Below are 26,266 nucleotides of genomic sequence, written 5' to 3' on the forward strand. Positions count from 1 at the left end.
AGTAGCTTGCAAGCCAATACGACGACTGCCAGTGGAGATACGACGTCTCACGAGACGGCGTCCACTGCTGCGCCGATTCGGTTCCGCTTTCGCAAGCTTGTCTTGATGACGATGGACCACATCAAAGGCGGGATCAGTTTCTTCACGAGTGCCGCGATCCACTTCGTCTTGTTGATCGTGCTGGCCCTGTGGGTCGTTCCAGCCGGACCGGATGGCAATGCGAATACGATCACTCTGCTTCCTTACGAACAAGAACCGGCCGATCTGTCGATTCAGCAGACCATGACGCCGATCGAAATCAGTCAGGCCCAAGACGCGATCGAGCAAGAGGTTCAAGCCGACTCGGCCGCGATCGGAGAACTGGCCAAGTTAATCGAGCCGATGCCCAGCCAGTCGGCGACTAGTGCCCAGGCCGCAACGTTGCAACTGACCAGCGAACTACAAAAAAACCTGCCGTGGAACCAGGCAGTGCCGGCTCGTAACGGTGGCGGATTTCAAGGCCGCAGTGGCGATCTGCAGAAGCAATTGCTGGCCGCTCGTGGTGGTTCGCCGGCAACGGAAGATGCGGTCGAGCGAGCGCTGCGCTGGATTGCGGCACATCAGCTTCCGGACGGATCTTGGAGCTTCAATCACCATGAAGTCGAAGTCGGGAAGCTCAGTCCGAACCCGGGCGAATCGCTCACCAAGACCGGGGCCACTGGGCTCGCCTTGTTGCCGTTCCTGGGGAAGGGCTATACCCACATGAACGAGAACCCCTATCGAGATCATATCGAACGGGGGCTCTATTACTTGAAGGCGAATCAGATCGTCGGGCCGAATGGTGGTGACCTGCAAGATGGTTCGATGTACGGGCATGGTCTGGCGACGCTCGCTTTGTGCGAAGCGTATGCGATGACCGAAGATCCTTCGCTGCTGCCTGATGCCTCGCAGGCAATTCGCTTCATCGAGTATGCCCAGCATAATCAAGGTGGCTGGCGATATATTCCCAAGCAGCCCGGCGATATCAGCGTGTTCGGCTGGCAATTGATGGCCCTGAAGAGCGGTCTGCTCGGCGGTATCAAAGTCGATAGCTCGACGATCGGTATGGCGGAGTTCTGGCTAGATAGTGTCCAGTTGGCGGACGGGGCATATTACGGATATCAGGCACCTGGCAAGTTGCCATCGACCACGTCGATCGGCCTGTTGAGCCGAATGTATCTAGGGTGGTCGAAGGACGACCCGCGGATGCATAAGGGGGTCGACTTCCTGTCGGATGAAGGGCCGTCGAAGCTCGACATGTACTACAACTATTACGCGACCAATGTGCTTTGCCACTATGGCGGACCGCAGTGGGAAGGCTGGAACGACGAGCTCAAGGCGTATCTGATCAAGACGCAATCGAGGAAGGGCTTCACGACTGGAAGCTGGTACTTCGAGGAAAAGCATTCCAAGGTGGGTGGGCGGTTGTATGTGACTTGCCTGGCGGCGATGATCCTGGAGGTCTATTACCGCCACATGCCTTTGTACTCGGAAAAGTCGCTTGACTTCACTTTCTAACGATCCGTCCTCGTTTTGGTACTCTGCCATTCTGCCGGTGATTGATTTGCAGTTTGGTTGCGCAGTCCGAGGTTTCGCCGGGCGTCGCAACGAGTATATGCCGGTCATGTCGCCGCACTTCCATGGCTCGCGGCCTGGCACGGTCGCCCACATGTACAAGCAGAAGTTTGGCTTCAAAGACTGCTACGTGGCGGACTTGAATGCGATCGCTGACACGCATCTCGACGCATCCTCGATTGAGGCGATCGCGGTTCATGGCTTGAATGTCTGGCTCGACTCTGGAGTTGGCTCAGTCGAGACCTATCGCGAACATCAAAGCCTCTTACGAGATCTATCTCCCTATCGCTGGATTGTCGCGCTCGAGTCTCTGGAAAGTTGGGCTGCGCTCGAGCAGTTGCTCGCAGCGATCGGACCAGATCGATTCGTCTTTAGTCTTGACTTGATGGCTGGATCGCCGCTTTGCGAGGAAGATGAATTCCGTGGAATGAGTGCCGAGCAGATCGCCGATCAGGCCATTCAGCTAGGAGTGAAGTCGGTGATTGTCTTGGATCTGGCTTCGGTTGGAGTTGGGAAGGGGAGTCGGACTGAGCCTTTGATTGCGAATCTTGTGGCTCGCCATCCTGATGTGATGTGGATCGGCGGAGGCGGGGCTCGCAGGCTGAAAGATGTCGAGCCGTTGTATACCGCCGGGGCCAAGCGAGTTTTGGTGGCTTCGGCATTGCTCGACGGTCGAATCACTCCTCAATTCGTGGACTGACCGATTATTTTTGCGAGCGACGCAAAAAATTTACTGCCGCGAGCTGGGGGCAAGCTGGGTAAATCAGAGCTGGTGAGAGACCTTAAGCAACGGCTGTGTTGCGTTAAATCTCATCTCGGCGATAGTTGTTAGCTGGTCCGTTCCCCTTAGGACGGTGCAATGGAGATGAGTTTTCCGCAATTTGCCGGTTGTGATTGATTGGCAAGCTGCAGTTGATCGATCCTAGATGGGGGAGTTCCCGCACGCTGTTTTAAGTGGCGGAATCTCCCCTTGCTGAGTCAACTGAAGCCATTATGATTTGTGGAGTCGAGCTGGTTACCCCACCATGCACTGATTGTTCTGGAAAGATTGACCCGGGCAGGCACGCCGCATCGACGTTGGCACGCCTCGCTCATCGGTTGCTACTATCTTTCACTCGGAAACAAACGCAGAGCACGCACCCAGTTTCTCCGAGATTTTTCCCAAAGAGAATATGCATCGGGGGACATTCGACTTTGACATTGTGATAGTTTTCACAATGCCCTCCTTGCAAGTGTGTTGAACCATAGCCTCCCAAGCGGGAGTGAGGCCCAAGATGCCACGCCGGATCACGATTAGCAAAGGCTTGGATCTGCCGATTGCAGGCAAGCCGAAACAGTCGGTGGAAGAGATCGCGGACGTCCGAAAGGTTGCCCTTTTAGGTCGCGATTACATCGGTATGAAGCCGACCATGTTGGTCACCGAAGGGGATAAGGTCAAACTTGGCCAACCCCTATTCGAAGACAAAAAGACTCCCGGCGTACTCTACACGTCGCCAGTCGCCGGCAAAGTGGTTGAAGTCAACCGCGGCGCCAAACGTAAATTCATCTCAGTCGTGGTCGAGGCCGAAGGAGACGACAAGATCGCCTTCGCTTCGTACACCGACAAGCATCTGTCGCAGCTGGAACGCTCCAAGGTTGAAGAAAACCTGGTTCAGTCCGGTCTTTGGACAGCGTTTCGTACGCGTCCTTACGGCAAGATCCCAGGCCTGGGAACTTCGCCGCGATCGATCTTTGTCACCGCGATCGATACCAATCCCCTGGCTGCCGATCCGGCACCGATTATTAAGGGGAACGAAATCGAGTTCAGTGCGGGTCTGGAAGTGCTTAGCACCCTGACCGAAGGCAAAGTGTTCGTCAGCCAGGCTCCTGGTGCGGCACTGCCAGGTTCGGAACTCGAATTCGTCGAAGCTGCTGAATTCTCGGGTAAGCACCCAGCAGGGCTGCCGGGCACCCACATCCACTTCCTCGATCCAGCGGGTCCAGGGCGTGTGGTCTGGTACATCGGTTACCAGGATGTGATCGCCATTGGCCACCTGTTCCGTACCGGCGAACTTGATACGCGCCGCGTCATCTCTTTGGCTGGTCCAGGCGTTGAAAACCCACGCTTGGTGAAGGCTCCTATCGGTGCGAGCATCGAAGAGCTGACCAAGACCGGCATGAAGGAAGGCACCATGCGGAAGATTTCCGGATCGGTGCTGTGTGGTTATCAGGCCGAAGGGGCGGAAGCTTACCTCGGTCGTTTCCATACGCAGGTTTCGGTTCTGGAAGAAGGCCTGCAGCGAGAGCTGATGGGCTGGTTGGCTCCTGGCTTCAAGAAGTTCTCGGTGAAGTCGGTGTTCGCATCGTTCCTTTCGCCAGGCGAGCTTGATATGACCACCACCGCCAACGGTAGCCACCGTGCGATCGTGCCGATCGAGACCTACGAATCGATCATGCCGCTGGACATCGAACCGACGGCACTTCTGAAGTCGCTTATTGTTGAAGATACCGATTCCGCTCAGGCCCTCGGCTGCTTGGAATTGGAAGAAGAAGACATCGCCCTCTGTACGTTTGTGGACATTGGGAAACACGATTTCGGTACCATTCTGCGGAAGAACCTGAACCGCATTGAAGCCGAAGGATAGCCATGAAATTTTTACGCGGAATGCTCGATAAGGTCGAACCAATGTTCCTCGAAGGAGGAAAGTTGGAACGGCTCTATCCGCTGTACGAAGCGGCGGATACGTTTTTGTACACGCCACCGGATCGTGCCAAGGGTCTGACCCACGTGCGCGACGGGTTGGATCTCAAGCGAACGATGATCTTCGTCGTTTTGGCCCTGATTCCATGTATTTACATGGCCCTGTGGAACACCGGGTATCAGGCCAATCTGGAAATCTACGAACACGGCGCGAAGCCGATCGAAGATTTCCACGAGACGATCTTCAAGATGACCGGCCTGGAGCATGATCCTGCGAGTTGGATCAGCAACGTTGTGCTGGGTGCGATCTTCTTCCTGCCGGTGTACATCGTCACGATGACCGTCGGTGGTACGATCGAATTGATCTTCAGCATCGTTCGTAAGCACGAAATCAACGAAGGCTTTCTGGTCTCGGGGATGCTGTTCCCGCTGATTCTGCCGCCGACCATCCCATTGTGGCAGGTCGCTGTTGGTATCGGCTTCGGCATCCTGGTTGGCAAGGAAGTGTTCGGTGGTACCGGTAAGAACTTCCTCAACCCGGCTTTGACTGCTCGTGCGTTTCTGTACTTCGCTCATGCGGGGAACATGATCGGCGACAAGGTCTGGACCGCGGTTTCGCCGGATGGCTTCTCGGGGGCAACCACCCTCGGTGTGGTCGCCACGGCAGGTACCGGTGCTTTCGCAGACGTGAAAACGATGAGTGACGCACTGACGCACGTCGATGGCCACGGCATCACCTGGAACGACGCCTTCATGGGCTGGATTCAAGGTTCGATGGGGGAAACCTCGGTGCTGGCATGTTTGCTCGGTGCTGCGTTCCTGATCGCGACGGGCATCGGCTCGTGGCGAATCATGGCGGGCTGCTTGATCGGTGCGGTAGGTATCTCGACGATCTTCTGGGCTTCGGCTTCGGAAGGTGCGGTCCTGTTTGGTATGGCACCGTGGTGGCACCTGGTTGTTGGTGGTCTGGCGTTCGGTATTGTCTTCATGGCAACCGACCCGGTCTCGGCCTCGATGACACGTACTGGTAAATGGTTCTACGGCATCTTGATTGGTGTGATGACCATCTTGATCCGTAGCATCAACCCGGCCTTCCCGGAAGGGATCATGCTGGCCATTTTGTTCGGTAACGTGATGGCCCCGCTGATCGATTACTTCGTCCTGCAAGCCAACATCAATCGGAGAAAGGCCCGCTATGCGACGTGATAGTGTAGGCGGAACCATCATGGTCGCTGCCGTTTTATGTGTGGTTTGCTCGGTCATCGTGAGCGTGGCTGCGGTTGGTCTTAAGCCGACCCAGGAAAAGAACGCTCAGCTCGACAAGCAACGCAACGTGTTGGCCGCGGCCGGCAAGTTGATGCCTGAAGATTCCGACGAACAAGTCGCCGAGAAGTTCAAGACGATGATCGATCGCCAGATCGTGAATCTCGACACCGGTGACATCGCTTCGGAAGAAGAACTCAAAGAAGCCGGAATCAATCCGGAAGACTACGACCAAGAAGGTGCTCGCAGCAAAACGAGCATGAATCGCGAGATCCCGAAAGGGGCTCTCCCGGGCTTCACCAAAACCGAGAAGTACTCGGAAGTGTACGTAGTCAAAAGTCCCGAAGGCCAGATCGAAGGCGTCGTGCTTCCGATTTACGGCAAGGGGCTGTGGTCGACGCTGAAGGGCTTTATCGCCTTGCAGTCCGACACCAAGACGGCGAAAGGTTTGACTTTCTACTCGCATGGCGAAACGCCAGGTCTGGGTGGTGAAGTCGACAACCCGAACTGGAAAGCTCAATGGCCAGGCAAGAAGGTCCGCGACGACGAAGGCAACGTCCTGATCGAAGTGAAGAAGGCTGGCAACGTCAGTGACGAAAAGACCCAGGTCGATGGTCTGTCGGGTGCGACGATCACGACGAATGGTGTCAACAACCTGGTGCGGTTCTGGCTCAGCGACGAAGGGTTTGGCCCTTACCTGAACAATCTTGAATCCAAGGAGAAGTCGGATGGCTAAAGTATCTCCGAAGGACGTGCTGCTCGATCCAATCGTGCACAACAACCCGATCGCCTTGCAGGTGTTGGGTATCTGTTCGGCGTTGGCCGTTACCTCGAAGCTGGAAACAGCATTGACGATGGCCATGGCCGTGACGGCCGTGACGGGTTTCTCGAACCTGGGTGTGAGCCTGGTTCGTAAGTTCATCCCGAGCAGCATTCGTATTATCGTTCAAATGACGATCATCGCCTCGCTGGTGATCGTGGTGGATCAGCTCCTGAAGGCTTATGCCTTCGACATCAGCAAGCAGTTGTCGGTGTTCGTCGGTCTGATTATCACCAACTGTATTGTGATGGGCCGTGCTGAAGCATTCGCGATGAAGCACGAACCAGGGATCAGCTTCCTCGACGGTATCGGCAACGGTCTGGGTTACTCGATGATCTTGCTAGTTGTCGGTTTCTTCCGCGAGTTGTTCGGCAGTGGAACCTTGTTCGGGTTCACCGTCTTCTCGCTGACCAAGAATGGCGGCTGGTATGAACCGAACGGTCTGATGCTGCTCCCACCGAGTGCATTCTTCCTGATCGGCTTCATCATTTGGGTCATTCGCACGTTCCGTCCGGAACAAGTGGAATCGGAGGGTTAAGCCATGGAATTGTTGAACATTGCTCTGAAAGCTGTTTTCAGCGAAAACCTGGCCCTCGCGTTCTTCCTCGGAATGTGCACGTTCCTGGCGGTGTCCAAGAACGTGAAGACTGCCCTGGGCCTGGGTGTCGCAGTGGTGGCGGTGATGGCGATTACCATCCCAGCCAACCAATTGCTGTACGCCAACTTCCTGAAAAAGGGTGCCATGGTTTGGATCAGTCCAAGCCTGGCCGAAACCGACCTCGAGTTCCTCGGTCTGATCAGCTACATCGGCGTGATCGCGGCCATCGTGCAGATCCTGGAAATGACGCTCGATCGTTACTTCCCACCGCTGTACAACGCTCTGGGTATCTTCCTTCCGCTGATCACCGTGAACTGTGCCATCTTGGGTGGTTCGCTGTTCATGGTCGAACGTAACTACACGTTCGTCGAAAGCGTGGTTTATGGTCTGTTCGCAGGTATCGGTTGGGCGTTGGCAATCGCCTCGCTGGCGGGTATTCGCGAAAAACTGAAATACAGCGACGTGCCAGATGGTCTAAAGGGCCTCGGGATTACGTTCATCACTGCCGGTCTGATGGCGATGGCCTTCATGGCGTTCGGCGGCATGTTGTAATCGGAACGTAGCACGGTTATTAGCAACTTAAGTCTCCTGGCATCAGGAAGAAAATAACAATGTTAACAGTCATTCTCGGCGTAGGTATGTTCACCGGAGTGGTGTTGCTCCTGGTGGTCGTCATTCTGCTGGCCAAGAAAGTCCTGGTGCCGTCGGGCGATGTGCATATCGACATTAACGAGCACACCAAGTCGATCGACGTGCCCGCAGGCGGTAAGCTGCTCAACGCGTTGGCCGACCAGGGCGTGTTCGTCTCCTCGGCCTGCGGTGGCGGTGGTACTTGTGCCCAGTGCATCGTGAAGGTGAAGAGTGGTGGCGGCGACATCCTGCCGACCGAACGCTCGCACATCAATAAGCGTCAAGCTCGCGAAGGCTATCGCCTTTCGTGCCAGGTTGCCGTCAAGCAGGACATGGAAGTCGAAGTCCCGCACGAAGCCCTGGAAACCAAGAAGTGGGAATGCGAGGTCATCTCGAACCGCAACGTTGCCACCTTCATCAAAGAATTCAAGCTGAAGATTCCCGAAGGGGAAGCGGTTAACTTCAAGCCGGGTGGTTATATCCAGATTGAAGTCCCTCCTCACGAAATCCACTACAAAGATTTCGACATCGAAGAGGAATACCACGAAGACTGGGATAAGTTCAACCTGTGGCGTTACGTCTCGAAGGTTGACGAACCGGTCATCCGTGCTTACTCGATGGCCAACTACCCGGGCGAAAAGGGCATCATCATGCTCAACGTCCGCGTTGCTTCGCCACCACCACGCGCCCCTGAAGGAACGCCTCCAGGTAAGGTCTCCAGTTACATCTTTAACTGCAAGCCAGGCGACAAGGTCACCATCAGCGGTCCTTACGGTGAATTTTTCATCAACGAAAGCGACGCCGAAATGGTGTACATCGGTGGTGGTGCCGGTATGGCTCCGCTGCGAAGTCACATCTTCGAACTGTTCAAAGAACGCAAGACCAACCGCAAGGTCAGCTACTGGTACGGTGGTCGTAGCGTTCGCGAATTGTTCTACGTCGACGAATTCGAAGAGATTGAAAAGGAGTTCCCAAACTTCAAGTTCAATATCGCTTTGTCCGACCCGATGCCACAGGACAACTGGACCGGTTATCAGGGCTTCATCCACCAGGTGCTGTTGGAAAACTACCTGAAGAACCATCCCGCTCCGGAAGACATCGAATACTACATGTGTGGTCCTCCGATGATGAACCAGGCTGTCTTCAAGATGCTGGACGACCTGGGTGTCGAACCGGAAAACATCCGCTTCGACGACTTCGGCGGCTAAGCCTTGTTGGCGAGCAATTTCAGCTCGCGGAATATCATGCAAAAGATCACTACGGCCAGCCTCCTTTGGCTGGCCGTTTTCCTTGGTTGCCAGCAACAGCTGCCCGATTCTTCGATCAGCACGATCCAAGGGCAGACGATGGGTACCACCTACAGCGTGCGTGCCGTCACTGGACCCGATGGTCCTCAGAAGCTGGAAGCGGCTCAGGCCAAAGTTGATGCCTGCCTGGTGGAAGTCAATCGCCAGATGTCGACCTACGACCCCGAGTCCGAGCTCTCGAAATTCAATCAGGCTCCGGCCAACGAGTGGTTCCCGGTCTCGCCGCAACTGCTGCTGGTGGTCAAAGACGCTCGCCTCATCAGCGATGCAACCGACGGGGCATTCGACGTGACGGTCGGTCCTTACGTGAATCTGTGGCGATTCGGTCCCGACAAGAAGCGAAAAGAGTTTCCGACCGACGCCGAAGTTGAAGAGCGGCATCGCTATGTCGGTTATCAGAAGGTCGAGTTCCGCGAAGATCCACCGGCACTCAAGAAGTCGGAAAACGATTTGTATGTCGACTTATCGGCGATCGCCAAAGGATACGGCGTCGACGCTGTGTTTCAGGTACTGAAGGAAGAAGGCTTCAGCGACTTCATGGTCGAGATCGGCGGCGAAGTCCGCGCGACTGGGATGAAGCCGAATGGCGAGCCGTGGCGAATCGGCATCGAGACACCTTCCGATCAGCAGCGTGACTACAACCTGGTGATCGGGCTGACCGATCAGGCTTTGGCCACCTCAGGCGACTACCGCAATTTCTTTATGCACGAGGGCAAGCGGTTCTCGCACACGATCAATCCGCAGACAGGCTACCCGGTCGAGCACGACCTGGCTTCGGTCAGTGTCCTCCATGGCGAGTGTGCGATGGCCGATGGTTATGCGACCGCACTTTTGGTCTTGGGACCGGATGCGGGGTATAATTTTGCACAGAAACACAAGTTGGCCGCCTTCTTTCAGATTCGTAAAGAAGATGGATCGGTCGAGCCCCGATCGACCGATGGCTGGCCTCAGAACGCTCTAGATTAAGAGAGACCTGCGATGCTTTACACGATGCTGGTTGCCGTTGGCGTGTTTGCCATTGCCCTGACCGGGATGGCTGTGGGGGTCATCCTCAGCAATCGCAAGATCAAGGGAAGCTGCGGCGGTCTGAACAATTTCAAGGACTCGGTCGGCAATCCAATCTGCGATGCTTGCAGCAATCCGTCCCCTTCGTGCAGCCGAATTCCTGAAAAGGAACGCTGCCAGGAACCGGCGGATTGCGACGAGCACGACGCCGAAATGGCTCGCCACTCGCACTAGCTGAGTCCCCTGGCAGGACCTTTTTAACGGGTTACAGCGATACTTGGCCCGAAACGTGGGGTTTCTACCCAGGAACCTTTTCACATTTCGCCATTTCGCACCATCTTGAACAAAGGGTCTGGTCATGAAATGTTCCGCGCGGTTTCTTCTCTCGGTTGTCGGCGTACTTGGCTTGGCAACCACTTCGTATGCCCAGCAGGGGCCCTCTTTTGATCGTCTCGATCGCAACAGTGACGGCAAGATTGTCAAAGACGAATTGCCTGAGCGTGCCCAACGTCTGTTCGATCGGATCGATGCCGATTCGGACGGTACCGTCACCAGGCAAGAGTTCCAGGCATTCGAGCGGATTCGAACGCAAATGCAAAGGCAGCCCGGAATGAACCGAGGTCAGAACCAGGACGCCATGGTCGGCGTGAAAATCACCCGAGACATCTCGTACCTCGAGTCGAGTGGCGAACCACAGAAGCTCGACATCGCTGTGCCTGAGAAGCCAGCGAGCGACAAGCCATTGCCCGTGCTCGTGCTGATTCATGGCGGCGGCTGGCAAAGTGGTAGCCGTGGTCCTTACCTCAGCAAAGCGTTGCCCTTGGTTCGTGATGGCGAGTTCGCCGCGGTATCCATCGGCTATCGGTTGACCGGCCGCGCAAGCTGGCCAGCCCAGATCCACGACTGCCAAGCAGGTCTGCGTTGGGTGAAAGCCAATGCCGAGAAGTACAACTTGGATCCTGAGAAGATCGTCGTCTGGGGAAGCTCGGCCGGTGGTCATCTCGTCGCGATGCTTGGCGTGTCGGCCGATGCGAAAGAGCTCGACGGCAAGCTTGGCCCGCACACCGATCAAACGCTGGAAGTCGCTGGCGTGGTCGATTTCTTTGGACCTGCCAACATGGCAACCATGGGCGAGCCCGAAGGTTTTCAGCGACACAACGATCCGGAATCGCCTGAGAGCAAACTGCTGGGCGGCGCCGTGCTCGAGAACCTTGAGGTTGCCAAAGCGGCTTCGCCTCAGACATATGTCTCGAAGGGAGATGCTCCTTTCCTGATTCTGCATGGCACCAAAGATGGAACCGTGCCGTTTCAGCAGTCGGTCGATTTCCATGCCGCGTTGACCGAGGCAGGCGTCGAGTCGACGTTCGTTCCGGTTAACGGAGCAGGGCACGGCTTCGGTGGTCCGGAAGTCGATCAACGCGTGCGAGACTTCCTCGACAAGATCCTGTTGGGCAAGGAAATCGAAATCAGTAGCGAAGCCATCGACTCGGCGCAGCGACCGCAACTTCGACAGCGAATGCAGCAGCGACAACGTCCGGAATAACGTGCGTTTGCCAATTTGACCGACTATAATGGGCCGATGAACTCTTGAACGATTCGTCGGCCTTTTTTGTTGGATTCGTCATGATTCGTCTTGCCGCTTTCGCGATCGCCTTGCTCTGGGGAACTGCCGCTACAGGCGTCGCTGCCGAGCGCCCCAACATCGTGCTGATCTATGCGGACGATCTCGGCTGGAGGGATGTCGGCTACCAAGGGACCGACTTCTACGAGACTCCGGTCCTTGATGCGTTCGCCAAGCAAGGCATGACCTTTTCGGCTGGATACGCATGTGCTGGCAACTGCGCACCGAGCCGGGCCTGTCTGCTCTCTGGGCAATATACGCCGCGTCATCACCTGTATGCCGTGGGAAGTACCGACCGCGGTGCGAAGAACGAAATGCGTCTGGTTCCGGTTCCCAACAGCAAAGGATTGAGTCCGCAGAATTTCACGCTTGCGGAAGCGTTGAAAGAGGCTGGCTATGTGACCGGGCACTTCGGTAAGTGGCACCTCTCCGGCAAGGATGGTGCCGACCCAAGCGAACAAGGCTTTGACGAAACATTCGATTCGTTTGGCGACGGCCCATTGGTCGAAGGGACCGAGACTAACAAGAAGGGACCGCCTGCCGATCCCAAGGGTGTGTTCACACTCACCGACATGGCCTGTCAGTTCATCGAAAAGAATCAGGATCGCCCCTTCTTCTGCTACCTGCCGCATCATGCGATTCACGGACCATTGCAAGGCCAGAAGACGACCGTTGCCAAGTTTGAAGCGAAGCCCAAAGGAGACCAGCACAAGTCGGTCATGTACGCGGCGTGCACGTATGATCTCGACGAAAGTGTCGGCCGCCTTTTGAAAAAGCTCGATGACCTGGGGCTGGCCGAAAAGACGCTTGTCATCTTCACGAGCGATAACGGCGCGACGCCACAGTCGCTGCAAGAACCGCTGCGGGGCAACAAGGGTGGCTACTACGAAGGAGGCATCCGGGAACCGTTTCTGGTGCGTTGGCCAGGGAAGATTAAGCCTGGTAGCCAAAGCGACGTGCCGGTGATTCAAGTTGATCTCTATCCGACGATCCTCGATGCAGCGGGCATTGAAGTCCCCGAAGGGAAAGTTCTCGATGGCGAAAGCTTGCTGCCGCTGCTGACTGGGACCGGCGAACTGAAGCGCGAGGCGATCTTCTGGCACTTCCCTGGCTACTTGAATCAGCCGGTGACACGCGGCAGGGAACTCGATGTTCGTACCGGGTTTCGTTCGCGACCGGTGACTGTGATCAACAAGGATCACTGGAAGCTGCATCTGTTTCACGAAGAGTGGGTTTTGGATGGGGGTCAGGCCAAGCTGCCGGAGAACGGGGCGGTCGAACTGTACGATCTGCAGAACGACATTGGTGAACGAAACGATCTGTCGGCATCGAACCCAGAAAAGCGAGACGAACTGATCGCCGATGTGCTGCGTTGGCATCAGCATGTGGGGGCGATTGTGCCGAGCGAACCGAATCCCGCTTATAGCCCCGGCAAGAAGGGGAACTCCAAGCGAAACAAGTAATGCCAGCCTTTTGCTGGGCGTTGGCTTGGTTAGTGGTCGATTCTGTCACCCAAGTGGACCATTCCACCCGTTAGGGCAGCCGCGCATTGTCCGCAAGTTATGACTCTCAAAGGGTTTTCCTATTGGACTTGCTCCCGCCGGTTCGTGTAAAATGAAAGGACCTGAAAGATTTCAGGAAAAAAGCTGGGTCCAGCCCGTCGATGTACGGTAGTAGGCCAGCCATCTCCCAGCTTTCCCGCCTCCATCACTCCCACCTGCTAGCTTTCGATCGCCTGAGACGCGTGCCCTGTCGCGACGTGATCTTGCGAGATTGTTGTCGCCCCACGCGATCTTCAGCCGGCCTGAAGCAACTTTCGACGAACTATGAACACCACTTTCCCACAATTTCGCTCGACACTACTGCTCGCGCTTGGGGTAGTTCTTGGGTGCACTCCGCTCGCCTGGGCTGAGGAAGACGCCATGCGAGATAAGGGAAAGAAGATCTACACTTCGATGTGTGCCGACTGCCATGGCGATCAGGGCCAAGGCGTCGCCGGAGCGTACGAAGCGACACTCGCAGGGGATGCCAGTATTGGCGAGCTCGCTGATCAGATTTCCAAGACCATGCCGGAAGGGGACGCCGAGGCATGCCAGGGACCTGATGCCGAAGCGGTCGCTGCTTACATGCATTACAGCTTTTACAGCGAAGCGGCCCGAATCCGAAACCGTCCGCCACAAATCAGCTTGGCTCGTCTGACCGGCAACCAGCTTCGTCAGAGCCTGGCCGATCTGTATGGTCACTTCTACGGCAACATGGCCTACACCGACGAACGTGGCGTGAAGGGGATCTATTTCACCGGGGCGCGCTGGAAAGAAGAGAATAAGAAGATCGAACGGATCGATTCGACCATCGACTTCGATTTCGGCCGTGAAGGTCCTGGCGAAGGAATCGACAAAGAAGACTTCCTGATCCATTGGAACGGCAGCATCATCGCGGAAGAAACAGGCGACTACGAAATCATTCTTCGCAGCACTGTCTCGTTCACCATGCACTTCGGTAAGCTGGGACGCGAGTTCATCGACAACCACGTGCAGTCAGGTGACAAAACCGAGTTCCGCGAAGTGGTTCGTCTGACCGCCGGGCGAGCCTACCCCTTCAAAATCGACTACGTCCAGCGAAAGCGAAAGACCGAGCAACCGCCTGCCAGCATCTCGATGTCGTGGATCCCTCCGCATGGCACCGAACAGTTGATCCCCAAACGGAATTTGATTCCATGGACCGTCGAACCATCGTTCTCGCTGCAAACCAAGCTGCCGCCGGACGACCGTAGCTACGGCTTTGAACGAGGGATCGCGGTCGATCGCCAATGGGACGATTCGACCACATCGGCCGCTTTGGAATTCGGCCTGGTAGCCGTCGACGAACTATGGCCTGATTTCCAGCGACGCAACAAGAAGGTCCCTGAGGATAATCGCCAGCGGCTGAAGGCCTTCCTGACGGAACTGGTCGAAACGGCGTTTCGCACCAAGCTCAGCGATGATCTGAAGCAGCTTTACATCGAACAGCAAGTGGCCCAGTGCCCCGACGATAGCGAAGCAATCCGCCGCGTCGTGTTGATGGCACTCAAGTCACCGCGGTTCCTCTATCCGCAAACCGATGCGACCGATTCGCCGTCGCAGAAGGTTGCCAATCGCTTGGCGCTGACCTTCTACGATTCATTGCCATCCGACAAATGGTTGATCGAGAAGGTTGAGCGAAACCAGCTTCAGAACGAACAGCAGATTCGCGAAGCGGCCTGGCGGATGGTGAACGACTTCCGTACCCGCGGTAAGACTCGCGAGATGCTGCACGAGTGGCTCAACATGGGGCACTTCAACGAGATCACCAAAGATGAGAAGCAGTTCCCTGAGTTTGATAAGGAACTGGTCGCCGACATGCGCATGTCGTTGAACTATTTCCTCGACGATGTCGTCTGGAGCGAAAAGAGCGACTATCGCCAACTGCTGACCGCTGACTGGGGCTATGCCAGCGACAAGATGGCGGCGTTCTACGGCGATGCCTGGAAACCGGAAGGCTCACAGAACAAGGACGAAGCCAAGTTGCCTCGCGGCCCCGGTGCCGAGCGACTCCGTAAGACCAGCGATCCCAGTAAACTGCGGATGGGTGTGCTGACGCATCCTTACTTGATGAGTGGCCTGGCATACACCGATGCGACGTCTCCTATCCATCGTGGCGTATTTTTGATTCGCTACGTCTTGGGGCGAACCCTTCGCCCGCCGAACGCTGCGTTCTCGCCGCTTAGTCCGGACTTGCATCCCGATCTGACCACGCGGGAACGGGTCGCGCTGCAGACCAGTCCTGAAAGCTGCCAGGTATGCCATTCGCGTATCAACGGTCTCGGTTTTACGCTGGAACGCTTCGACGCGGTTGGTCGTTTCCGCGAAACAGAACAGAACAAGCAGATCGATCCGCAGGGCGGCTACACCGGCCGTGACGGCGAAGATTTGACCTTCCAGAACGAAAAGGACCTGGTCCAGTTTCTGGTCGATAGTGACGATGCCCACCGAGCGTTTGTCAGCCGTGCCTTCCAGCATTTCGTGAAGCAGCCAGTGGCCGCTTACGGACCGCAGAAGCTCGACGAACTGACGCAACGCTTCAAAGATAGCGGCTTCAATGTCCGCGCCCTCTTGGTCGAGATCGCAGTGGTCGCGGCCATGGAACCCCACGACGCCAACATTGCAGGATGAACTTATGGCGAACCAACTTTCACGACGCGATTTTCTGCAGAAGACCGGCATTAGCCTGGCCGCTGCGAACTTGCTGGCAGGTCTGCCAAGCCTTGGCTGGACCGCCCAAGCCGCGCCTAAAAAGCGACTGGTGTTCATCTTCAGTCCCAACGGTGTGATCCCAGATCACTTCTGGCCCAAGACGCTTGGTTCGGAGTACGACCTCCAACGGATCTTGAAGCCGCTCGAACCGTTCAAGAGCCAGACCATGACCATCAAAGGGGTCGGCAACCTGATCCGCGGCGATGGCGACGGGCACATGCGTGGCATGGGCTGTTTGCTCACTGGGATCGAGCTTTTCCCTGGCGACGTTCAAGGGGGAAGCGATACTCCGGCCGGCTGGGCGATGGGTATCTCGGTCGATCAGTTTCTGAAGAATCAGCTTCAAGCCAATGCCGATACGCAGACGCGTTTCGGTTCGCTCGAATTCGGCGTGATGGTACCTGACCGGGCCGATACCTGGACCCGCTGGTCGTACGCGGGCCCGAATCAGCCGATTGCACCGATCGACGATCCTTACCAGATGTTCGACAAGATGTACGGCCAGGCCAAGAACCGGGCCATGCTGGCAAGCGTGCTCGATGACCTCTCGGACGACTTCAAGAAGGTCGAGAAGCTGATCAGCGTTGAAGATCGCCAACTTCTCGACACGCACGTGCAGATGGTCCGCAAGGTGGAGCTCGAGCTTCAAGCCGAACTGGTCCAGCAGCGGAAGTCGGAAGCCAATGCCGAGGACGAGCGAGCCGAGCTCGATCACGCGATCCCGGTGCTGCCACCAAACGTTCGGGAAGACAACGACAACATCCCGCAGATCACCAAGATGCAGATCGAGCTGATGGTCAACGGTTTCGTGCACGACATGAACCGCATCGCTTCGCTGCAAATCACCAACAGCGTCGGCCAGCCGAAGATGAAGTGGCTGGGGATCGAAGAAGGACATCACGGGCTGTCGCACGAACCGGACAGCAACGAAGATGCCTACGAGAAGTTGATTAAGATCAACACCTGGTACTGCGAACAAGTTGCTCACCTTGCCCAGCGACTGGCCGAAACGCCAGAGCCAGGCGGCAACGGCAGCATGCTCGACAACACGACGATTGTCTGGACCAACGAACTGGGCAAGGGGAACTCGCACACGCACGAGAACATCCCGTTCGTCCTGGTCGGCGGCGGCCTCGGCTTCAAAATGGGCCAGGCCATCGACTTCAAGAAGGTCCCACACAACCGCTTGCTGATGAACATCTGCGAAGCAATGGGCTACCCGCAAAAGACCTTTGGCAACCCCGACTACTGCAAAGAGGGCGGCCTGACCGGTTTGACCTAGTCACCGGTTGCTGGACTAAGAACAAAGAAAAAGGCCGCAGCGTTTGCTGCGGCCTTTTTTGTGTTGGTGCAATGAAGGTCTTTGGCTAGATCGAGCTATCGGTCTAGCGTTGGGTTTCTTCCTGTTCAGCCTTCCGGACGACCTCTTTATAGAACTTCAGCCAGGTTCGTTGCGAGTGAAATCGCTTTACGTCGGCTCTCAATTGTTCCAGAGTTGCTCCGTCAAATTTTACCGACGTCGGTAACTGTTCCCAGGATTCGACGGTCAATGACTCAGGTACTTCTTGTTTGGCGGTCTCTTTCGCGACTGGGCTGCACGCCAAAATCGAGAGAAGCACCATACATAGCATCCAGTAAGAAAATGCTCGCATTCTAATTCATCTCGTATTGAAATTAGTCGGTATCAACATCCTTTGGCGGTGGAAAAGAAACACCCACACGTCGCCAAAGGAGTCTGTCGAAAGCATATAGGTTTAGTCGAGGGTAGCGACTTCGCCGCCTGCGCGAGTGATGATGGAACGATATGTAGTATTGTCGATCGTTTCTCCGACGAACCGGGCCGAGCCATCAACTTTCAGGAATTGCGCTCCACCAGGGTGCTGGCTGCGGAAAGCACAGTACGCAGTCGATGTGTGATCATGCTTGTTGAGCGGCCACTGACCGGAGCCCCAGCAATAGTATCCAAACGACCAAATCGCACCGTAGGAAGTCGAAGGAACGCCCATTGGAGTGAAGTCCGTTTCGCCGACCATGAACGTGTTGGACGTTCCGTCGGTGATGTCGCGGAAGCTAGTTGGCTTGCGATGGAGGGGGCCAGGTGGGTTATCGGTATCGACAAACGTCTTGATAGGGATGATTGCACCGTCAGCCATCGTTGACGAGCCGTACAGGAAGTCGCCGAAAGGATCGGTGGTGTCACTGTCAGTCGAGAACAAGTAACTCGAAGGAGCTCGATTCTCGGAGCCCAGCGGCCCGGTGGGCATGGTCATCGTTGGGCAGTAATAGGTTGGAATGATTTCCTGCTGCAACAACGCATTAGTCCAGCCGTCACCGTCCGTATCCGTCGTGCTGTTGCGTGCTTCGGCTGGATCCCATCGGCTGGCGATTGCATCCTGTTCGATGAAAGGCATCAACGGAATCCATCCTGGTTGCTGCGCCGCAGTGTCGTCGCCTTCCAGGCGATCTCGGAATGCGTAAGGGAAGAACCCGAACGTATCGTGGAAGTTATGCATCGCCACGCCAATCTGTTTCAGATTGTTCGAGCAGCTCATGCGACGGGCTGCTTCGCGGGCTTGTTGGACCGCGGGGAGAAGCAGGGCGATCAAGATGCCGATGATGGCGATCACCACCAACAGTTCGACCAGGGTAAATGCAGAACGCGATGTACGAACGGACATCGTATAAAACCTTTTGTAAGTGCCAACCTGGGAAGGGGTTATGGCTCAGAGGGGCATCCTCCGAGATCCGGGTGGCTGGCATCGCAAAAGGCGATCGCTGGCTGAAGAGAGTCCAGTTTGCTGCTAGGCAAAGTGAAACTGAGTCTCAATTGCATTCCGTTTTAAGGGAGTGACTAGGTGTCGTCAAGAGTCGCCGATGGAAAAGATCCAACTTGAAAGCAACCCGAGGCGATTCCGCGGTATGGGGCCTTTTAGACGCTATTGGGGGGCAGGTGGATTGCAGATGACGTGGCCGCGATGGCCGCTTCGGACCGATTCGCCTCCTGTCGAAATGACACCCTTTGCCATTTTGGCAGCGTGCTGGCATCGACTCTTCTGGCAGTCATGGGAAGAGTTGGTTTTCTGAAAACCGTTGAAAAACAACAGGTTCGGACAACTTCGATTTTGAATTGTGCGAATTGGCGCGCCTCTTGCAATTTAGACTTTCGCCTCTGGGACGAGGCACTTAAACCGACTGAAAATCGGGTTTGCAAATTCGAGTAACTTTACGCGGTTTTGTTTCAACTTCTGTAGGACTTATTATGGAAAGGTTGATCAAAATGGTCCGTACTCCTGCACAATCTGAAGCGAAGAGCCACCCGCTGACCAACTGGCATAGCGAGATGGACAACCTGTTTGAATCGTTCTTTCGCCCGGTCCGCCAAAGTGCGTCTGGCGCATGGCTGCCGGCCATGAACATCTCGGAATCGGAAGGTGCCTATCAGATCGATCTGGAACTGCCAGGTCTGGGGGCCGAAGACGTCAATGTCGAACTCCACGACGGCAAGTTGACGATCTCCGGCGAACGCAAGACCGAAGAGCAATCGGACGATCGTCGTTGGCATCGTGTCGAACATGTTTACGGCAAGTTCCAACGCGAACTGAAACTGGGAGTTCCGGTTGACGAGGACAACGTCACCGCCAACTTTAAGAATGGTGTCCTCTCGGTCTCGATTCCGAAATCGGAACAGGCCAAGCCTCGCAAGATTGAGGTGAAGAACAGCTAAGACAACATCCCTCGTGCATTTCCTTGGATGAGCATGACGCCGGCCGCGACCCCCAAAGCGGCCGGCGTTCTTGTTTCTTGCTCCGGTCGTAGGTCGCTTGAGTCTGGCCGCTGGTGGCGCCATACTACCCAGCAGCATCCTTTCCCTTCATGCCTCGCCCAGGTGAATGCCTCTCATGGACCGACCTCTTAATTGGAATAGCCGCAATCTGACCCAAGGCTGGCAACGTGGCGTTACTGCTTTCTATTACGGACTGAACTTTCAGGAAGATGACTTCCATAAGCCGCAAGTCGGGATTGGGGTCCCGCTGCTGGAAGGGAATCTGTGTAACGTTCATGCCTATCGCCTGGCCACGCTGCTGAAGCAAGGCTGCGAGAAAGAAGGGCTCATCGGGTTTCCGTTCGGCACGCCGGCGGTCAGCGACAACATCACTCAAGGGCAAGAGGGGGGCAACGCCAGTCTTCCGTCGCGCAACATGATTGCCAACGCGGCCGAATGCGTGACGAGTGCGCATGGTTACGATTTCCTGATCGGCATGCACAACTGCGACAAGAACGGTCCTGGCTTCGCGATGGCCTTGGCTCGTTTGAATTACCCAGGCCTGATCGTCAACGGCGGCAGTATCAAGCCAGGTTGTCATCGCGGACAAGATACGTCGATTCTGGATGTCTACGATTCCCAGGCCGCGGCCAGTGTCGGCGCGATGACGCATGACGAAGCGGATCAGATTCTGCGCACCGCATGCCCGGGGCCTGGCGGATGTGGCATCGCGGCCTCGTTCAATACCTGGGGGATCGCGCTGGAAGCGATGGGCCTGTCGGCTCCTTATTCCAGTAGCAACCCTGCGGACGACCCGTCGAAGATCGCCGAGTGTGAAGGGGTTGGTGTGCTGGTCAAACGACTCCTAGCGGAAGACATTCGTCCCCGCGACATCGTCACGCGTGCTTCGATGTTGAATGCGACCCGAGCGGTTGCGGCGATGGGTGGTTCGACCAATGGTGTGTTGCATCTACTGGCATTGGCTCGCGAAGCTCACGTTGATTTCCATCTGCAAGACATTCAGCAGATCTGCCGTGAAACGCCGGTGCTGTGCAGCTTTGCCCCACGTGGCAAGCGAACGATGTTCGACCTGTTCAAGCTAGGGGGAACACCGATCTTCCTGAAGTATCTGCTGCAGCAAGGAATGCTCGATGGCGACTGTATCACGGTCACTGGCAAGACGATGGCCGAGAACCTGGCCGATGTGCCGGACGTGACTTGGGATCAAGATTTGATCGTCCCGGTCGAAAAGCCGTTCAAGCCGTATGCCGACATGCAGATCTGCTTTGGCAACCTGGCCCCTGGCGGAATCGTGTTCAAGGTGAGCAGTATGAAAGAGCCCACCTTCCGCGGCAACGCGATTTGTTTCGACGATCCTCGCAAGATTGTCGAAGCGGTCGAACGTGATGAAATTCAGCCTGGTACGGTGATCGTGCTGCGTTACCTCGGCCCGATGGCCTCCGGCATGCCGGAAGTCTTGGTGGCGACTGCCGCGCTGGCCGTGCCGAAGCTGGATGGCAAGGTCGCGTTTCTTTCAGATACGCGTGTTTCGGGGGTTTCGCACGGAGCGATCGGTGTGCACTGCTCGCCGGAAGCTGCCGTGGGTGGGCCGATTGCTTTGGTTGAAGATGGCGACGAGATCTCGTTCGACCTGGTCGCAGGCGATCTCACGTTGCACGTTGACGATGCCCTTCTGGCAGAGCGTCGTCGAAAGTGGAACGCGCCTGAGATCCCGCGCACGCGCGGTTATCTTGCCGACTTCGCCGCGACCGTATCGCAGGCACATCATGGCTGCGTCAGCAAAGCCTTTCTTCCCGATGCGGATTAGTCCGTTTGGGGTGCCTAACTCGCGCTGATATCCTGACTTCCGTGTAGGTGGTCAGAAAAAATTTTAGCAGCAAATGAAACCTCTTCCTTTAATTTGCGGCTAAGGCGGAAACGTTTTCCATTGCTAAATCCAATGGAGTGGGAACCCGTGACCGGTCCCACTTTGTGCTGTACGATTCACACCAACTAGCGACCATTCACGATCCCAGTACGTGGTGCCTAACTCATGGACCTTCGAGAATCTCTTGGCGTTCGTCAGCCCGGTGAAGCCGTCGATCTGAAGTCGGAACGACAGGAACTCATCCGCTACATCAACCTGCAACTTATCGCCAACGAATTGGCTCCGGCACTCGATGCGAGTGACGTCGAGTTTATCGGTTTGGCGAAGGGCTTGCTGGCGAATTACCACGAAAAAACCCGGATGCTCTACGATCGGCCAGCCCCGATCGACCAACGTATTGAAGCGTTTCTGGAGCGATACTTCCAAGACCTGAAGCCGGCCGAGCCACTGCGGTTGCCCCGCAAGTCGTTTACCCTGGAGCGTCACGGCGTTGCTCGCGAGTTGTCACTGCCGGTCAATCGCAACGAGTTCAAAAGCGAACTGGTCGAGTCGTACCGAATTGCCAACGGTGTGCTGCATAACCCACGCCACGATCGACGGACGACCAAAGGCACTTTCCACGTGACCGATGGTGGCTTGCCCGTAGCCGGCGACAAACGTCTTGTGCCGCGCGAAGTGTTCATGAAGATGTTCCAGATCGCGGTGAATCCACCTGAAAAGGACACACTGCTGCCGTTCACCTCGGACAACGAAACTCCGGCTCATAGCATTGTTTCGCTGCTGCTGCGCCCGGTTGTCTGCCCGGAAGTTCCGGGTGTGACCCCCGAGAAGTCGATGGAAGTTCGCTTCTTCGTGCCGGGGCAGTTGGTCAGCAACATGGACTTTGTCGAATCGATTTTCGGCAACGCCGGCGATCCTTACATCTCGAAGAACAACGCCGCCCTCGACGTCGAGCATTGGACGGGGCATACCGGTTGCGTGATTCTGGCGCCGCACTTGGGTTCGTATACCAAGAAGGAACTGGGCCTGCCGCATTGGGATGTTGCCACCGCTCGCCAACGCCAGGACTCGATGTGCTGGAAGGAAGAGGGCGAACTGTACAACGACGGCATGGCGTTCAAATTGACCTGCCGCGATGCCAGTGGCGTGGTGGTGACGCTGATCGCCGACAACTACTACGGTTACTGTAAGAAAGAAGTCAAAACGCAGATCAGCTACGCCGCGAACTTGTACGGCAACACCGAAGAAGAACACGCAGGCGGCTGTATTGCCTACACCAGTTGGAATCTGGGTGACGAATTCAAAGTCAACAGCCAGAAGTACAACGGTCGTACGATCGATGACGTGAAGAACGACTACGGCGATTGGATCGACTTCCAGCCGGAAGGTTACGGTATCGATAAGCGTCATCCGGAAGTGTTCTACATTCCGGAGGATGCCCGGGCCACGATGCTCGAGCAGTGCATCAAATGGACTCGCGATGGCGAAGAGCACTCGTTGCCGCTGCTGCCGAATCAGTACTACATTGCACCATCGGGTTACAAAATCCGCATGGAAAAGCACCCGGCCGCCCCAAGCTGGCGTCTGGTTGGTTCGGCCGCGGAAGGTGTCTTCTGCCACAAGCCATGCACGGTGAGTGGCGGCGGCAAGAGCGAAATCAGTAAGTCGCTGACCGACTATACGCTGTACGGTCCGATCTTTGTTTCCGATATCGAGAAAGATCTCGACGCCGTCGACGAGATTTTCCAGAAAGATTACTCCGATCGCTGGAAAGCGGATTCGAACAAGCGACCTGACTATTCGAGCACACCATCGCGTCCGGTGCTTGCCCCGGAACGTACGCTCGGTAGTGTGATCAAACTGTTGACGCCGTCGATCGACTATACCGACGCCTACAACGAATGGCTGAACAGCATTCCGCATCACATCACTTCGATTGCCTTTATCATCAAGCGATTGATGCTGCCGGAATGGGGCGAGAACTGGCGTGACTACTTTGGTGTCGACATCGTCAACGGTGTGCCAGGGCACGAGCTGAAAGTGCTGGATCGAAAGCTGGTTGGTACGTACCTGCGGGTTGGTTTCAACAAAGACAATCGTTGGCGAACGTATAAGCTGCGACAAGACTTCATGCCGTCGGACAAGGTTCAGACCGAAGACGACATTAGTGCCTCGGTGATCGTTCCGAATGCGATGCTGGACTCGTTCGTAGATACAGAAGCGACCTCGTCCAAATTCACGATCAACTGCGAAGCCCGTTTGTTCCAGCGTCCCGACGATGCCATCCATCGCGGGTTCGATCGCAAGACCGAAAGCGACCTGGCGAAGCCGGGCAACTTCATCTCGAACTTCGAGCCGTTGACCAAGGACTACGTCGATCAGATGGCGACCCACGCGGTCGACTTCGATTCGTTCACGCAGCCCATGGAAGACTTTCTCGGAGCGTTCCTTGCTTCGGAGGACGAGTACGTTGTCAGTTCGGCCAATCCGCGGCTGGTGAACGGGGTGCCTACCAAGAACCCACGTTACCTGCAGATTCGTCCCGACCTGGAAAACCCATTGCCGAAGTACGTCGGTGAAATGGGTGCTCGTTTGTATCGCAAGCTGAAGCCGGAACAGGCCCTCTATCAGCCGGTGGGTGCCGTGCTTTGTGGTCGTCGAAACAATCCGCCAGACAAGGAAGCGGGGATTCGCGGTCTGGCCGTTTTTGGCCCGATCCATTATCAGGAGCTGCCGGAACTGTTCATGGACTTCGTCGCGTCGCTGACCGGCAAGAGCCCATCGACCACCGGTGCAGGTAGCGAAGGTGCGTTGACCAAGGGGCCATTCAATTGCTTGCGTCCCACGGCCGACTTGAACCAGGCGTTGGTCGGTTACATTTTGACCGGACTGGGTGGCTTCTCGACTGCCGCTGGTCACATTGGACCGAATGTGCGAGTCGATCACGACGTCAGCCTGTTGATTCCAGAGGTCTGGTGTCGCCTGACCCCAGAAGAACGCGATCCGGAGTTCCTGATTCGCAATCGCATGCTGGAGAAGGTGCAAGACTTCGAGTACGAAGGAGAGCAGATCCCTGGCAGCCGCCTGGGTTACCGCATTACCCGGGCCTTCGTGCGGATGTTCTTCGGACGCGTGTTCGACTATCCACTGTCGGTCTTCGACGAGTCGATCCTGAAGCCAGAAACGCAAAGCATGGAAGCCTACGTCGATGGCATCAAGCACATCGCCGAAGTGCAGCAGCGAGTAGCCCAGCGTTACCTCGACGACGGTTCGATCGAAGAAGCATGTCCGCCGCTGAAGGCTTTGCTAACCATCATGGCGGAAGGAAGCTACAATGGGAAAACGGCTCAGGATCCAGAATTCCGTGCGATGTTTACCCGCGAATCGCTGCTGAAGAGCGATTGGTACATGGAACGCCTGACGACTAAGCAGCAGCGTGATATCGAACTGTGGAAACGTCACATGGATTCACTGAAGAACTTCCTGGTCGACTCGGTTTACATCGAACAGGAGACTCGCGAAGAGCTGAAGCGTCGTCAGCAATACGTCGAGCAAGAGCTCAAGCGTCTCCAGGCGGCCGATTACATCCAGTCGCAAATCGGAACGCTCGGCGTCCAGCCGATGTAAGTCATCGACAGCGTGCTCCAAGAAATCAAAAAGGCATGTCCCGCGAGACATGCCTTTTTTTGTGTTCGTTCGTTTTGCGAGGAAGCGTTACTTCTTCTTCGGCCGAAACGCCTCGATGCGATCTGGGTTGGTCGTCAGGTAAGGACCGTCCAACAAATCGATGCAGTACGGAATCGCCGGGAAGACGGCGTCGAGGCATTCGCCGATTGCTTTCGGCTGGCCGGGCAGGTTGATGATCAGCGAGCCGGTGCGGATGCCGGCGGTCTGGCGCGAGAGTATTGCGGTGGGGACTTTCTCGAGGCTGACTTTACGCATCAGTTCGCCGAAGCCGGGCATCATCTTTTCGCAGACCTGCTCGGTAATATCCGGCGTGATGTCGCGAATGGCCGGGCCGGTGCCGCCGGTCGTGATGATCAGGCAGCAGCGCATGTCGTCGGCCAGGCTGATCAGCGTCCGGGCAAGCGTGTCGCGATCGTCGGGGATGACCTTGGCGACCGGTTCCCAGGGCGAGGTCAGCACTTCGCTCAAGTATTCATGAATCGCCGGCCCTCCGCGGTCTTCGTACTCCCCACGTGAGGCTCGGTCCGAAACGGTTACAATCCCGATCTTGGCGGGAGCATTCTTGTCGAAAGAGTTCGGCACGTTGCTATCTTCCTGCTGCGGCCTACGAGACCATCGGTTCCGAGAGTTCCGCCACGGTTTGAATGGCATCGCTGGCGTCGATGCTCGCCTCGGCGAAGCTGTCTTCCGTTTCCCAGATGGCAACCTTGCTGCAGGTCACGCCAGTTCCCTTCAGCAGTTTCGGGCAGACCTTCTCCAGGAGGTAAGTCGCCATGCTTTCGGCGGTTGGGTTGGCCGGCATGATGTACATCTTGCACGGGACGACTTGCTTGAGGGCGTTGATGCCGTTGTCGTCTTCTTCATTCAAGATGAAGGCGTGGTCCCAGTGCTCGTCGATCCACCCTTTGAATAGCCGTTTCAGCTCGGCAAAATCGATCACGCGCCCCACGCTGTCGACTTCGTCCCCTTGGACATGGAAGTCGGCAATGTAGTTATGGCCATGGAAGAATTCACACTTCCCGCCATGCTTGTAAAGTCGATGTCCGGCGCAGAACTTGATACGCCGCATAATAGTTAGGCTCATTTCACTTCTCCCTGGACTTGGTTCCAGGATCAGGCGGCCCTGGCTGGGCCCAAAAT

Annotated in this window: 20 protein-coding genes; 17 read left to right on the forward strand and 3 right to left on the reverse strand. The window is 56.2% G+C overall.

The window, feature by feature from the left end:
- Window positions 1–6 precede the first annotated feature (6 nt).
- The 14 genes from AB1L30_RS07290 to AB1L30_RS07355 all read left to right on the forward strand — a co-directional run bounded on the left by AB1L30_RS07290 (window position 7) and on the right by AB1L30_RS07355 (window position 17,070).
- Window positions 7–1,536, forward strand: a complete 1,530-nt coding sequence (locus tag AB1L30_RS07290; protein ID WP_367012762.1) for a prenyltransferase/squalene oxidase repeat-containing protein — start codon at window positions 7–9, stop codon at window positions 1,534–1,536.
- Window positions 1,520–2,293: a HisA/HisF-related TIM barrel protein gene (locus AB1L30_RS07295; protein WP_367012763.1), complete on the forward strand. Its 774-nt coding sequence runs from the start codon at window positions 1,520–1,522 to the stop codon at window positions 2,291–2,293. The genes AB1L30_RS07290 and AB1L30_RS07295 overlap by 17 nt, the downstream gene beginning before the upstream one ends.
- A 574-nt stretch (window positions 2,294–2,867) precedes the next feature.
- Entirely contained in the window at window positions 2,868–4,217 is a 1,350-nt protein-coding gene (locus AB1L30_RS07300) for a Na(+)-translocating NADH-quinone reductase subunit A (protein WP_367012764.1), read from the forward strand.
- Window positions 4,218–4,219: 2 nt separating this feature from the next.
- On the forward strand, window positions 4,220–5,479 hold the full coding sequence (locus AB1L30_RS07305; protein WP_367012765.1) for an NADH:ubiquinone reductase (Na(+)-transporting) subunit B: 1,260 nt from the start codon (window positions 4,220–4,222) through the stop codon (window positions 5,477–5,479).
- Window positions 5,469–6,272 (forward strand): Na(+)-translocating NADH-quinone reductase subunit C, encoded by an 804-nt coding sequence (locus AB1L30_RS07310; protein WP_367012766.1) that lies wholly within the window; start codon window positions 5,469–5,471, stop codon window positions 6,270–6,272. Before AB1L30_RS07305 ends, AB1L30_RS07310 begins: the two co-directional genes overlap by 11 nt.
- Window positions 6,265–6,894 (forward strand): NADH:ubiquinone reductase (Na(+)-transporting) subunit D, encoded by a 630-nt coding sequence (locus tag AB1L30_RS07315; RefSeq protein WP_345087915.1) that lies wholly within the window; start codon window positions 6,265–6,267, stop codon window positions 6,892–6,894. Before AB1L30_RS07310 ends, AB1L30_RS07315 begins: the two co-directional genes overlap by 8 nt.
- A gap of 3 nt (window positions 6,895–6,897) precedes the next feature.
- Complete coding sequence (nqrE, locus tag AB1L30_RS07320) at window positions 6,898–7,506, forward strand: NADH:ubiquinone reductase (Na(+)-transporting) subunit E (RefSeq protein WP_345087913.1); 609 nt, start codon at window positions 6,898–6,900, stop codon at window positions 7,504–7,506.
- Between the two features lie 59 nt (window positions 7,507–7,565).
- The gene (nqrF, locus tag AB1L30_RS07325; protein ID WP_367012767.1) at window positions 7,566–8,792 is read left to right on the forward strand and encodes an NADH:ubiquinone reductase (Na(+)-transporting) subunit F; all 1,227 of its coding nucleotides are present in this window, start codon (window positions 7,566–7,568) and stop codon (window positions 8,790–8,792) included.
- Between the two features lie 36 nt (window positions 8,793–8,828).
- On the forward strand, window positions 8,829–9,857 hold the full coding sequence (locus tag AB1L30_RS07330; RefSeq protein WP_367012768.1) for an FAD:protein FMN transferase: 1,029 nt from the start codon (window positions 8,829–8,831) through the stop codon (window positions 9,855–9,857).
- 12 nt (window positions 9,858–9,869) lie between these two features.
- Window positions 9,870–10,130, forward strand: coding sequence for a hypothetical protein (locus tag AB1L30_RS07335; RefSeq protein ID WP_345087907.1), 261 nt, complete (start codon window positions 9,870–9,872; stop codon window positions 10,128–10,130).
- 124 nt (window positions 10,131–10,254) lie between these two features.
- Entirely contained in the window at window positions 10,255–11,439 is a 1,185-nt protein-coding gene (locus AB1L30_RS07340) for an alpha/beta hydrolase fold domain-containing protein (protein WP_367012769.1), read from the forward strand.
- A gap of 80 nt (window positions 11,440–11,519) precedes the next feature.
- Window positions 11,520–12,980, forward strand: coding sequence for a sulfatase (locus AB1L30_RS07345; RefSeq protein ID WP_367012770.1), 1,461 nt, complete (start codon window positions 11,520–11,522; stop codon window positions 12,978–12,980).
- Between the two features lie 459 nt (window positions 12,981–13,439).
- Window positions 13,440–15,707: a DUF1588 domain-containing protein gene (locus AB1L30_RS07350; protein WP_367012771.1), complete on the forward strand. Its 2,268-nt coding sequence runs from the start codon at window positions 13,440–13,442 to the stop codon at window positions 15,705–15,707.
- Between the two features lie 4 nt (window positions 15,708–15,711).
- Window positions 15,712–17,070 carry a DUF1552 domain-containing protein gene (locus tag AB1L30_RS07355; RefSeq protein ID WP_367012773.1) on the forward strand — a complete coding sequence of 453 codons (1,359 nt, stop codon included), beginning with the start codon at window positions 15,712–15,714 and terminating at the stop codon, window positions 17,068–17,070.
- Between the two features lie 472 nt (window positions 17,071–17,542).
- Here the strand turns inward: AB1L30_RS07355 and AB1L30_RS07360 are convergent, their stop codons facing one another.
- On the reverse strand, window positions 17,543–18,466 hold the full coding sequence (locus tag AB1L30_RS07360; RefSeq protein WP_367012774.1) for a DUF1559 domain-containing protein: 924 nt from the start codon (window positions 18,464–18,466) through the stop codon (window positions 17,543–17,545).
- 599 nt (window positions 18,467–19,065) lie between these two features.
- Here AB1L30_RS07360 and AB1L30_RS07365 point away from each other — a divergent pair.
- The 3 genes from AB1L30_RS07365 to AB1L30_RS07375 all read left to right on the forward strand — a co-directional run bounded on the left by AB1L30_RS07365 (window position 19,066) and on the right by AB1L30_RS07375 (window position 25,066).
- Window positions 19,066–19,512 (forward strand): Hsp20/alpha crystallin family protein, encoded by a 447-nt coding sequence (locus tag AB1L30_RS07365; RefSeq protein ID WP_367012775.1) that lies wholly within the window; start codon window positions 19,066–19,068, stop codon window positions 19,510–19,512.
- 175 nt (window positions 19,513–19,687) lie between these two features.
- Window positions 19,688–21,379, forward strand: a complete 1,692-nt coding sequence (locus AB1L30_RS07370; protein WP_367012776.1) for a dihydroxy-acid dehydratase — start codon at window positions 19,688–19,690, stop codon at window positions 21,377–21,379.
- Between the two features lie 225 nt (window positions 21,380–21,604).
- Window positions 21,605–25,066, forward strand: a complete 3,462-nt coding sequence (locus AB1L30_RS07375) for a hypothetical protein (RefSeq protein WP_367012777.1) — start codon at window positions 21,605–21,607, stop codon at window positions 25,064–25,066.
- Window positions 25,067–25,153: 87 nt separating this feature from the next.
- Here the strand turns inward: AB1L30_RS07375 and mog are convergent, their stop codons facing one another.
- Window positions 25,154–25,708, reverse strand: a complete 555-nt coding sequence (mog, locus tag AB1L30_RS07380; protein ID WP_367012778.1) for a molybdopterin adenylyltransferase — start codon at window positions 25,706–25,708, stop codon at window positions 25,154–25,156.
- Window positions 25,709–25,730: 22 nt separating this feature from the next.
- Window positions 25,731–26,210: a 6-carboxytetrahydropterin synthase gene (locus AB1L30_RS07385; protein ID WP_367012779.1), complete on the reverse strand. Its 480-nt coding sequence runs from the start codon at window positions 26,208–26,210 to the stop codon at window positions 25,731–25,733.
- Window positions 26,211–26,266: the final 56 nt, after the last annotated feature.

Origin of the sequence: Bremerella sp. JC817, assembly GCF_040718835.1 — a bacterium.
Taxonomy (GTDB): Bacteria; Planctomycetota; Planctomycetia; order Pirellulales; family Pirellulaceae; genus Bremerella.

What these genes read in the sequence shown, in the direction of transcription:
- AB1L30_RS07340 (WP_367012769.1), top strand. Translation starts at nt 10,255, where the DNA reads ATGAAATGTTCCGCGCGGTTTCTTCTCTCGGTTGTCGGCGTACTTGGC.
- AB1L30_RS07330 (WP_367012768.1), top strand. Translation starts at nt 8,829, where the DNA reads ATGCAAAAGATCACTACGGCCAGCCTCCTTTGGCTGGCCGTTTTCCTT.
- AB1L30_RS07345 (WP_367012770.1), top strand. Translation starts at nt 11,520, where the DNA reads ATGATTCGTCTTGCCGCTTTCGCGATCGCCTTGCTCTGGGGAACTGCC.
- AB1L30_RS07310 (WP_367012766.1), top strand. Translation starts at nt 5,469, where the DNA reads ATGCGACGTGATAGTGTAGGCGGAACCATCATGGTCGCTGCCGTTTTA.
- nqrF (WP_367012767.1), top strand. Translation starts at nt 7,566, where the DNA reads ATGTTAACAGTCATTCTCGGCGTAGGTATGTTCACCGGAGTGGTGTTG.
- AB1L30_RS07370 (WP_367012776.1), top strand. Translation starts at nt 19,688, where the DNA reads ATGGACCGACCTCTTAATTGGAATAGCCGCAATCTGACCCAAGGCTGG.
- AB1L30_RS07360 (WP_367012774.1), bottom strand. Translation starts at nt 18,466, where the DNA reads ATGTCCGTTCGTACATCGCGTTCTGCATTTACCCTGGTCGAACTGTTG.
- AB1L30_RS07335 (WP_345087907.1), top strand. Translation starts at nt 9,870, where the DNA reads ATGCTTTACACGATGCTGGTTGCCGTTGGCGTGTTTGCCATTGCCCTG.
- AB1L30_RS07385 (WP_367012779.1), bottom strand. Translation starts at nt 26,210, where the DNA reads ATGAGCCTAACTATTATGCGGCGTATCAAGTTCTGCGCCGGACATCGA.
- AB1L30_RS07355 (WP_367012773.1), top strand. Translation starts at nt 15,712, where the DNA reads ATGGCGAACCAACTTTCACGACGCGATTTTCTGCAGAAGACCGGCATT.
- AB1L30_RS07300 (WP_367012764.1), top strand. Translation starts at nt 2,868, where the DNA reads ATGCCACGCCGGATCACGATTAGCAAAGGCTTGGATCTGCCGATTGCA.
- AB1L30_RS07315 (WP_345087915.1), top strand. Translation starts at nt 6,265, where the DNA reads ATGGCTAAAGTATCTCCGAAGGACGTGCTGCTCGATCCAATCGTGCAC.
- nqrE (WP_345087913.1), top strand. Translation starts at nt 6,898, where the DNA reads ATGGAATTGTTGAACATTGCTCTGAAAGCTGTTTTCAGCGAAAACCTG.
- AB1L30_RS07305 (WP_367012765.1), top strand. Translation starts at nt 4,220, where the DNA reads ATGAAATTTTTACGCGGAATGCTCGATAAGGTCGAACCAATGTTCCTC.
- AB1L30_RS07365 (WP_367012775.1), top strand. Translation starts at nt 19,066, where the DNA reads ATGGTCCGTACTCCTGCACAATCTGAAGCGAAGAGCCACCCGCTGACC.
- AB1L30_RS07375 (WP_367012777.1), top strand. Translation starts at nt 21,605, where the DNA reads ATGGACCTTCGAGAATCTCTTGGCGTTCGTCAGCCCGGTGAAGCCGTC.
- AB1L30_RS07350 (WP_367012771.1), top strand. Translation starts at nt 13,440, where the DNA reads ATGCGAGATAAGGGAAAGAAGATCTACACTTCGATGTGTGCCGACTGC.